Genomic DNA, 7,684 nt, shown 5'->3' with positions numbered 1-7,684 from the left:
CCCGACGCAGCCGCCGCCGCAGGCGCGCCATGCGCCGCCACGCCAACGGCCACCGGCGCCGCACCAGCCAGCGCCCCCTGCAGCATCTTCATCTTGCCCTCCAGCTCCACCAACTTGCTGGACAGCTCCGCATTATGATTATCCAGCGCCTGGCACTCCTTGGCGCTCATGCCAGTCGGCGCACACGACACCGGCGCCGGCCGCTTCACACCCTTCGGCAAAGGCAGCGGCGCCAACGGCAACAGCGCCTGCGCCACCCCCACCGGCACCTCGGCCGACTCCTCCCTGGGCGGCGATTTCATCGGCTTGCCATCCGCCGACACCCACACACCCGCGATCCGCCGCGCCTTGCCGGCCGCCTCGGCCGCAGCCCTGGACGCCGCCTCCGCAGCCGCCTGCCGATTGGCCGCCTCCGACGCCACCCGCGCCGCCCTGGCCTGCGCCGCGACCTGCTCCGCCTGCGCCGGCGTCATCACAGCGGCCGGCGGCGCCACCACCACCGGCGCCGGCGGATTCGGATCCTTCTGCAGCCACACCGTGGCCAGCCGCACATCCTGCTTGCCCGGCACGCCCAGCTCCACGTACAGATGGACATAATCCGCATCCACCGCCCGCGTGGTGGTCACATGCAACACCTGCCGGCTGCCGCGCTTCTCGACCTGCAAACGCACTGAGGTCAGCGCCGGATTCATCGTCACATTGGCGCCGCGGTACACATTCGCATCGGCCAGCCGCACCTGCAAGCCGGCCTGTTCCTCCGGCGTCAGCGCCACCAGGTCGATATCGACCGCCAGCGGCTGGCCGATATACGAACGCGGCGCGATATCGCCCAGCTCGGCCGACTGGGCCACGAGCGCGGCGCCGGCCAAGGCCAGGGCGCTGATCGAAGTTGTCAAGTGCTTACGCTGCATCATCAAAAGGTCGCGCTGGGGCGAGAATTCCAAAAAGTGTAACAGCTATAACGGCTGAAATTCCCGTTTTTGTAGCCCCCGGTTAATTTTTCCAAACTGCGCTACACTCATTTCTCTTCTTCCCTACCAAGGATTCTTCATGAGCACCCGTAGCGAACGTGACAGTTTTGGCCCGATCGACGTCCCCGACGCCCAGCTGTGGGGCGCGCAAACCCAGCGCTCCCTCGAACATTTCCGCATCTCCACCGAAAAAATGCCGCTGGAACTGGTCCACGCGCTGGCCAGCGTCAAGCGCGCCGCCGCCCGCGTCAACCTCGACCTCGGCCTGCTGGACGGCGCCAAGGCCATCGCCATCACCCAGGCCGCCGACGAAGTGCTGGCCAACGTCCACCCGAGCGAATTCCCGCTGGCCGTGTGGCAGACCGGCTCCGGCACCCAGTCCAATATGAACATGAACGAAGTGCTGGCCAACCGCGGCTCCGAGCTGATGGGCGGTGTGCGCGGCGAAGCGCGCAAGCTGCACCCGAACGACGACGTCAACAAGGGCCAATCGTCGAACGACATCTTCCCCACCGCCATCCACGTCGCCGCCGCCCAGGCGCTGGCCCACAACGTGCTGCCCGCCATCCGGCAGCTGCGCGACAGCCTGCACGCCAAGGCCACCGCCTTTGCCAACATCGTCAAGATCGGCCGCACCCACCTGCAGGACGCCACGCCGCTGACCCTGGGCCAGGAATTCTCCGGCTATGTCGCCCACCTCGACTTTGCCGAGCGCGCCATCAAGGCCGCCCTGCCCGGCGTGCTGCAACTGGCGGCCGGCGGCACCGCCGTCGGCACCGGCCTCAACTCGCATCCCGAATACGCCACCCGCATCGCCGCCGAGCTGGAGCACGCGCTACACCTGCCGTTCCAGACCGCCGACAACAAATTCGCCGCGCTGGCCGGCCACGACGCCCTGCTGTCGGCCCACGGCGCGCTCAAGACGCTGGCCGCCGCACTGATGAAAATCGCCAACGACGTGCGCTGGATGGCCTCCGGCCCGCGCTCCGGCCTGGGCGAAATCACCATCCCCGAAAACGAGCCGGGCAGCTCCATCATGCCGGGCAAGGTCAATCCGACCCAGTGCGAAGCGCTGACCATGCTGGCCTGCCAGGTATTCGGCAACGACGTCGCCATCACCATGGGCGGCGCCTCCGGCAACTTCGAGCTCAACGTCTACAAGCCGATGATCGCCCACAACTTCCTGCAAAGCGCGCGCCTGCTGGCCGACGGCATGCGCAGCTTCGAGGAACATTGCGTGCACGGCATCGAACCGAACACGGGACGCATCGCCGAACTGATGGAACGCTCGCTGATGCTGGTGACGGCGCTGGCGCCGCACATCGGCTATGACAAGGCGGCGTCGATCGCCAAGAAGGCCCAGCACGAAGGCACGACGCTGAAGGAAGCCGCGCTGGCGCTGGGCTACGTCACCGCCGAGCAGTTCGAGCAGTGGATCGTGCCGCTGGACATGACCCGTCCCGGCGCCAGGGGCTGAACTCAGAAACCGTAGGAATAGCGCACGCCGGTCAGCACGTCCGGCCGTGCGTTGGCGTCGTGGCCGGGATTGACGCGCCACATCAGCGCCCCGGTCAGCCGGCCCAGCTTGCCGTCGCGGCCGAAAAAGCGGGTGTAGCCCAGCTCCAGGTCGCGTTCGGTGGCGGTCGGCCGCAGATTCAGCGTCGGCGCGCCCAGCACCGCCACGCCCGGATCGACGGCCTGCGGCAGCGCGCCGCTGTACTCCAGCGAACCGGTGCGCACCTTGGCCGGAATCGACAAGGTCACCGCCAGGCGGTCGTTGGCGGCCAGCAGCTGGCGCCGCACATAGCCGGCGCTGTAGGCCACCGTGCGCACCGACGACACCTGCGCCAGCAGGCTGTCCGGGCTGCCGATGCCCTCGGTCTTGCCATAGGACGCCATTGCCATCAGCGAACTGCGCGCCGTCAGCGCATAGCCCAACGACAAGGAAGTAAAGGTGGTGGTCGGCCGCGTGTTCAGCATCATCGACATGCTGTGTTCGCTGCCGGGCGCGCCGCCCGCCTCGCGCAGCAGGCCGACGGTCAGGATGCCGGTGCCGCGGCCCATTTTCTTTTCGAATTCCGCGCTGCTGAGGAAACGCTTGCCATGCTCGCTGAGCAGCGGCCCCAGCGGATCGAGCAGCGCCAGATTGTCCGGCAAGGCGCCGAAATGCAGCTTCGGCAAGCCGGCCATCGCGCTGTAGCGCGGCACGCTGTCGCCGCGCAGCGTATCGGCCAGCGCCGCCTGACGGTCGGCGGCATCGAACAGCAGCGCCGCGTTGGCGCGTTGCTCGAACAGCGGCGGCGCCGGCGCCAACGGATCGCCCGCCACCGCGTCGGCCCCGACCAGACTGGCCATTGCCAATGCCAAAGAGAACTTGTTCATGATGCAACTCACCCCAAGGCCAAGCCCCCTGCCCAAATATTCAGCAGTCAACCCAGAATACCAACTTCTTTGCTGCGTAGCAATCGCGGCAGGACGCGCCGATAGGGTAAACTGCGCGCCTGTCGGAATGCCGCTACACTAGCAAATGGCAGAGGCCGTACCGACTTCACATCAAGGCAGCAGAGGATAAAATGCAGAAAGTAAGTTTCGAATTAAATGGCGAGTTTGTAGAGCTGAATCAGTTGTTGAAACTGGTCGGCCTGTGCGACAGCGGCGGCGCCGGCAAGATGATCGTGGCCAGCGGCGACGTCAAGGTGGATGGCAAGCAGGAGCTGCGCAAGACCGCCAAGATCCGCGCCGGCCAGCAGGTCAGCCTGGGCGATGTGCGGATTAGTGTGGTCGCAGCGTAATTGTTCTTGCTTTTGAGAAATTTGAAGGTAAGCTATGCGGGTGTGCCGGTACGCGTTTGATCTGGCGCAAGCCGGCGGGCGTCTGCCCCGCTATAGTGGATTCTTAACCAGTAGGGGTCTCTCATGGACGGCCAGCCACCCAACAGTCCCACCCAGGAAAGCCTGCTGGACGATTTGCGCCAGGTGATCGAGAACGCCGAAGAGCTGCTGAAAAATACCGACCAGTACCACGGCGCCCTGTATCAGGCGGCCCGCAACAAGCTGGCCGAAGCCTTGCAGACCGCCACCAACGAACTGGCCCGCTTCGAAGACGTGCAGATCGACCGCATGATCGAACTGACCGCCATCGCCGCCCGCCTGCACCGCGACCTGACCGGCGAGGCCAAGCTGCTACGCGCCTTCAAGCGCGAGGACTGACGCTACCAGCACCGCGTGCGCCAGCCAGGCTTGCAGGCTGGCCGCCACGTCGAAGTCCCCATCCCGTTCGAACGCGGCATCCAGCGCCGCGCCGAACGTCCCGCCTGCCGCCAGCACCCGCAAGGCCGCATGCCCGGCCGCACTGAGCGGCAGCATCAGCGGCTGCCATTGCGGCCGCGCCACCAGCGCCTGGCTGGGCACCGCCATGTCGTCAGGAAAAGCCACGCCGCTGTCCGGCTGATGCGCCAACCACAGCGGCGCCACCGCCCAGTCGGAGGCGACCAGCTGCACCGCCGGATGCAGCCGGAAGGTGGCGCTTTCGATCCGCTCCGGCGCAATCGCCGCCAGCTGCGCGGCGCCGAGGCCGGCCGCCGCCGGCGCGTAGTGCGCACTATGCAGCGCCCACTCCAGCCGCGCCATGTCTGGCAGATAAGGAAACTCGGCCACGTGCGGAAAATCGCTTAGGAAGGCGGCAAAGCGCGCGCCGAAGAGGTTCAGATCGGGATTGTCGGAAGGCTGCGCGCGGCCATAGGCGCGCGCCAGGCCGCCGAAGAACTCCTCGCCTACCAGCGCCAGCACCACGGGATAGGCGGCGGCCAGCGTCTTGCGCCAGTTGGCCGTCTGGTTGCCGCGATACAGGGCGAAGCGGTGCTCGCTGTGCGCGGAAGCGAATTGCGCCAGCGCTTGCGGCGCCAGTTCCGCATCGAACAGCGCGCCGGCAAACAGCTGCTGGCCTTGCGCCAGCGCCAGCGCCCCCGCGCCCGTCCCCTCACCCGTCCACGCCACGCGTGGCGCCTGGAACGCCGGCGCCGGCGCGGCCGCCGCGTGCAGCAGCGCCGCCTTGTCGGCCTCCGCCAGCAACACTTCCAGCGCCGGCACATCGGTATCCCACTCGATCAAGGTCGGCGCCGCGCCGAAGCGCCGCAGCGCCGCCTCATACAACTGCCACACCGGCTGCGCCACCCGGTCGCCATGGTGGTCGATCACCGCCTGTGGCGTCACCAGGTGCCCGGCCAGATGCATCTCGCCCACCATGCCGGGCGCGATCGCCGCCATGGCCGCCAGCGCATCCTCGCCGTGGTTGCACTGGTTCACATACAAATTATTGATGTCCAACAGCAGGCCGCAGCCAGTGCGCGCCGCCAGCGCCGCCAGGAACTCGGCCTCGCTCATCGCATCCGCATGGAAGCGCACATAGGTCGACACATTCTCCAGCAGCACCTGCCGTCCCAGCACCTCCTGCATGCGCTCCACGCGCGCGCTGAGCAGATCCAGCGCCGCCCGGTCCAGCGTCAGCGGCAGCAGATCGTTCAACTGCCGGTCGCCCACCGCGCCCCAGCTCAGATGCTCGGACACCAGCACCGGCTGCACCCGCGCCACCAGCGCGCCGACGCGCGCCAGATGGTCCTCTGAGAATCCACGCGCCGAGCCCAGCCCCAGGCCCACGCCATGCAGGCTGACCGGATAATCGTGCCGCAACTGCTCCAGCACATGCCAGTCCCAGCCGCCCTGATCGAGATAATTCTCGCTATGCACCTCCAGCCAGCCGACCTTCGGCCGCTGCGCCAGGAACTGCCGGTAATGCGGCGCCCGCAGACCGACGCCGACGCCCAGCCTGGTCAACAACTTACTTGGCAGGCGGCGTGGTCTTGCCGCCGGCTTTCTCGCACGTACCCTTCGGTACATACTTCCACTCATCGGCCGCCTTGTCGGTCTTGGCCTGGCCGGCGCAGGAGTGCGCGCTGGTGGCGCAATCGTTCTGGCCGGACTTGGCCACGCCATAGCATTTTTCCTTGTCGTCGGCGGCGGCAGCGGCGCCCACCTGCGCGGCGCACACGGTCGCCAGCGCGGCGGCGATCAGGGCTTGACGTTTGTTCATGGTAAATCTCCTCAAGTAAAAGTAAACAGCACCCGCAGCGTACCAGCAATAATGCTGCGACGCACCTGTCTACTCATGGGAAGGATGGCGTGCACACGCACGCGCCGCGCGCCGGACGGCACGCGGAGAACACCGGCGGCGCAGAACGCGGCCGCGGGCCAGCGCTCAGGCTTTGGTGTTGATGTTGTTGCCGAGGTGGGCCGGCAGATTCGGCACCGGCGGAATCGCCTCGATCAGCGCGCTGGCGCTGGATGCCTGGAGGTCCTGGGCCTTTTTCAATACAGCGATGCCGACAGCCTGCTTGGTGCCAGTGTCCGCCATCGTGGTTGAGAGTTGAGCAATACCGGTAACGTCCATGGGGTCCTCCATTAAGGGGTTTCACCCTTGTTTACGGACGCACCGCCGGCAACTTTAGCCCTGCGCTGAAGTTTTTTTCAGATGCGTTAGCAACCAGGCAAGCACCTGCTCCGGCTGATTCACATCCAGCCAGGCAACGCTGGCGCGCAGCCCCTCCGGCCGCGCATGGTCGGCCGCCACGGCGATGACGTGCTCGTCGTCCGGATACAGCGGCGCGCGGCCCGCCTCCACCCGGTACACCTCCAGCTTGTCGATGGCATACGACTTGAAGCCTTCCAGCAAGGTCAGATCGGCCGGCGACATGCGCGCCAGCTGCTCGTCCAGCGTCGGCTCGGCGGCGCCGCGCAGCTCGTGGATGATGGCGTAGCGGAACGGCGATCCCACCATCACCTCGGCCGCGCCGGCCATGCGCAGGCGCGCGCTGTCCTTGTGCTGCGGCTCGAACTGCAGGTCATGATGGCTATGCTTGATGACATTCACCTTCCAGCCCCGCTCCGCCAGCTGCGCCAGCAGATGCTCCAGCAACGTGGTCTTGCCACTGCCGGAGGTCCCGATCACACCGAGGACTTTGCGCGCTTGCGCGGGACTGACTTGTTGCATTGCCTACCTCACCATCATGTTGATGCCCGTCATTATACGCAGCAACAACGATGGTGCAGCGGCCCGGCTCAGTGTTTGACCTGGATGGCGCCGGAACCGCGGGCCCAGGACAGCACGATCAGGCCGACGCAGATCAGAATCAGGCTGGCGACGCTAGGCTGGGCCGACTGCACGGCCTCGGCGGCATGGGCGCGCGGCACGTAGGCGGCGGCCGCGATCAGGAATGGCAGACCTTTCAGATGCTTCATGATATTTCCCTTGCTGAGTTCTCAATAGTAGAAAAATATCATTTTTTTATGACAGGCGAATTACGCCTCAATACGGAACGCGGTAACGGTAACCTTTAAAGTTGAATACCGCCTCCTTCGGCTGCAGCTTCTCCAGGATCAGGCCGGGTGCCACTTCCTCGCCCTCGTGGCGCAGGATTTTATCGATCAGCAATAAGCGATCGGCGGCGTTCTTGGAATAGATATAGCCGCCCACCGTCACCTGCGGAATCGCGCGCTGGATCGGCTCCGGCAGGTCGCGCAGATTGACCACCGGCTCCTCCGGAGACGCGGCGGCCGGCTTGGCGGGCGCCGGTGCGGGCGCCGGTGCCGGCTCCGGCGTCGTCGCCCGCGCCAGGTTGGCGACCGACTGCGGCAAATCCGCCACCGGCGCCGGCAGCG

11 protein-coding genes are annotated in these 7,684 nt (G+C 66.5%); 3 read left to right on the top strand and 8 right to left on the bottom strand.

Features of this window, described 5'->3' with window-relative positions; translation table 11 throughout:
• The coding region (locus tag GJ698_RS30050) for a type IV pilus assembly protein FimV (protein WP_371865479.1) at positions 1–896 on the bottom strand (896 nt) is incomplete at its 3' end.
• 154 nt (positions 897–1,050) lie between these two features.
• On the opposite strand from GJ698_RS30050, the gene fumC reads away from it, so the two are divergent.
• The gene (gene fumC, locus GJ698_RS30045) at positions 1,051–2,448 is read left to right on the top strand and encodes a class II fumarate hydratase (protein WP_154361526.1); all 1,398 of its coding nucleotides are present in this window, start codon (positions 1,051–1,053) and stop codon (positions 2,446–2,448) included.
• A gap of 2 nt (positions 2,449–2,450) precedes the next feature.
• On the opposite strand, the gene GJ698_RS30040 is transcribed toward fumC, so the two are convergent.
• On the bottom strand, positions 2,451–3,353 hold the full coding sequence (locus GJ698_RS30040; protein ID WP_154361525.1) for a hypothetical protein: 903 nt from the start codon (positions 3,351–3,353) through the stop codon (positions 2,451–2,453).
• Between the two features lie 191 nt (positions 3,354–3,544).
• Here GJ698_RS30040 and GJ698_RS30035 point away from each other — a divergent pair, with 191 nt between their 5' ends.
• The gene (locus tag GJ698_RS30035) at positions 3,545–3,763 is read left to right on the top strand and encodes an RNA-binding S4 domain-containing protein (RefSeq protein ID WP_154361524.1); all 219 of its coding nucleotides are present in this window, start codon (positions 3,545–3,547) and stop codon (positions 3,761–3,763) included.
• 123 nt (positions 3,764–3,886) lie between these two features.
• On the top strand, positions 3,887–4,180 hold the full coding sequence (locus tag GJ698_RS30030) for a hypothetical protein (RefSeq protein ID WP_154361523.1): 294 nt from the start codon (positions 3,887–3,889) through the stop codon (positions 4,178–4,180).
• On the opposite strand, the gene bufB is transcribed toward GJ698_RS30030, so the two are convergent.
• From bufB to GJ698_RS30000, 6 genes are all read right to left on the bottom strand, one after another.
• Complete coding sequence (bufB, locus tag GJ698_RS30025; RefSeq protein ID WP_307766678.1) at positions 4,154–5,806, bottom strand: MNIO family bufferin maturase; 1,653 nt, start codon at positions 5,804–5,806, stop codon at positions 4,154–4,156. The two genes, GJ698_RS30030 and bufB, sit on opposite strands and share 27 nt — an antisense overlap.
• A gap of 1 nt (position 5,807) precedes the next feature.
• Positions 5,808–6,059, bottom strand: coding sequence for a BufA1 family periplasmic bufferin-type metallophore (locus GJ698_RS30020; protein ID WP_154361521.1), 252 nt, complete (start codon positions 6,057–6,059; stop codon positions 5,808–5,810).
• A gap of 165 nt (positions 6,060–6,224) precedes the next feature.
• On the bottom strand, positions 6,225–6,416 hold the full coding sequence (locus GJ698_RS30015; RefSeq protein WP_154361520.1) for a YjfB family protein: 192 nt from the start codon (positions 6,414–6,416) through the stop codon (positions 6,225–6,227).
• Between the two features lie 54 nt (positions 6,417–6,470).
• Positions 6,471–7,016 (bottom strand): molybdopterin-guanine dinucleotide biosynthesis protein B, encoded by a 546-nt coding sequence (mobB, locus tag GJ698_RS30010; protein ID WP_154361519.1) that lies wholly within the window; start codon positions 7,014–7,016, stop codon positions 6,471–6,473.
• 68 nt (positions 7,017–7,084) lie between these two features.
• Positions 7,085–7,264, bottom strand: coding sequence for a hypothetical protein (locus tag GJ698_RS30005; RefSeq protein WP_154361518.1), 180 nt, complete (start codon positions 7,262–7,264; stop codon positions 7,085–7,087).
• Between the two features lie 67 nt (positions 7,265–7,331).
• Positions 7,332–7,684 (bottom strand): general secretion pathway protein GspB (locus tag GJ698_RS30000; protein WP_166454971.1); only part of this gene is annotated, 353 nt, incomplete at its 5' end.

This window comes from Duganella aquatilis (assembly GCF_009674565.1).
GTDB classification, from domain to species: Bacteria; Pseudomonadota; Gammaproteobacteria; order Burkholderiales; family Burkholderiaceae_D; genus Rugamonas; species Rugamonas aquatilis.
The sequence above is the reverse complement of the archived record's forward strand: the minus strand, read 5'-3'. Positions and strand labels throughout refer to the sequence as shown.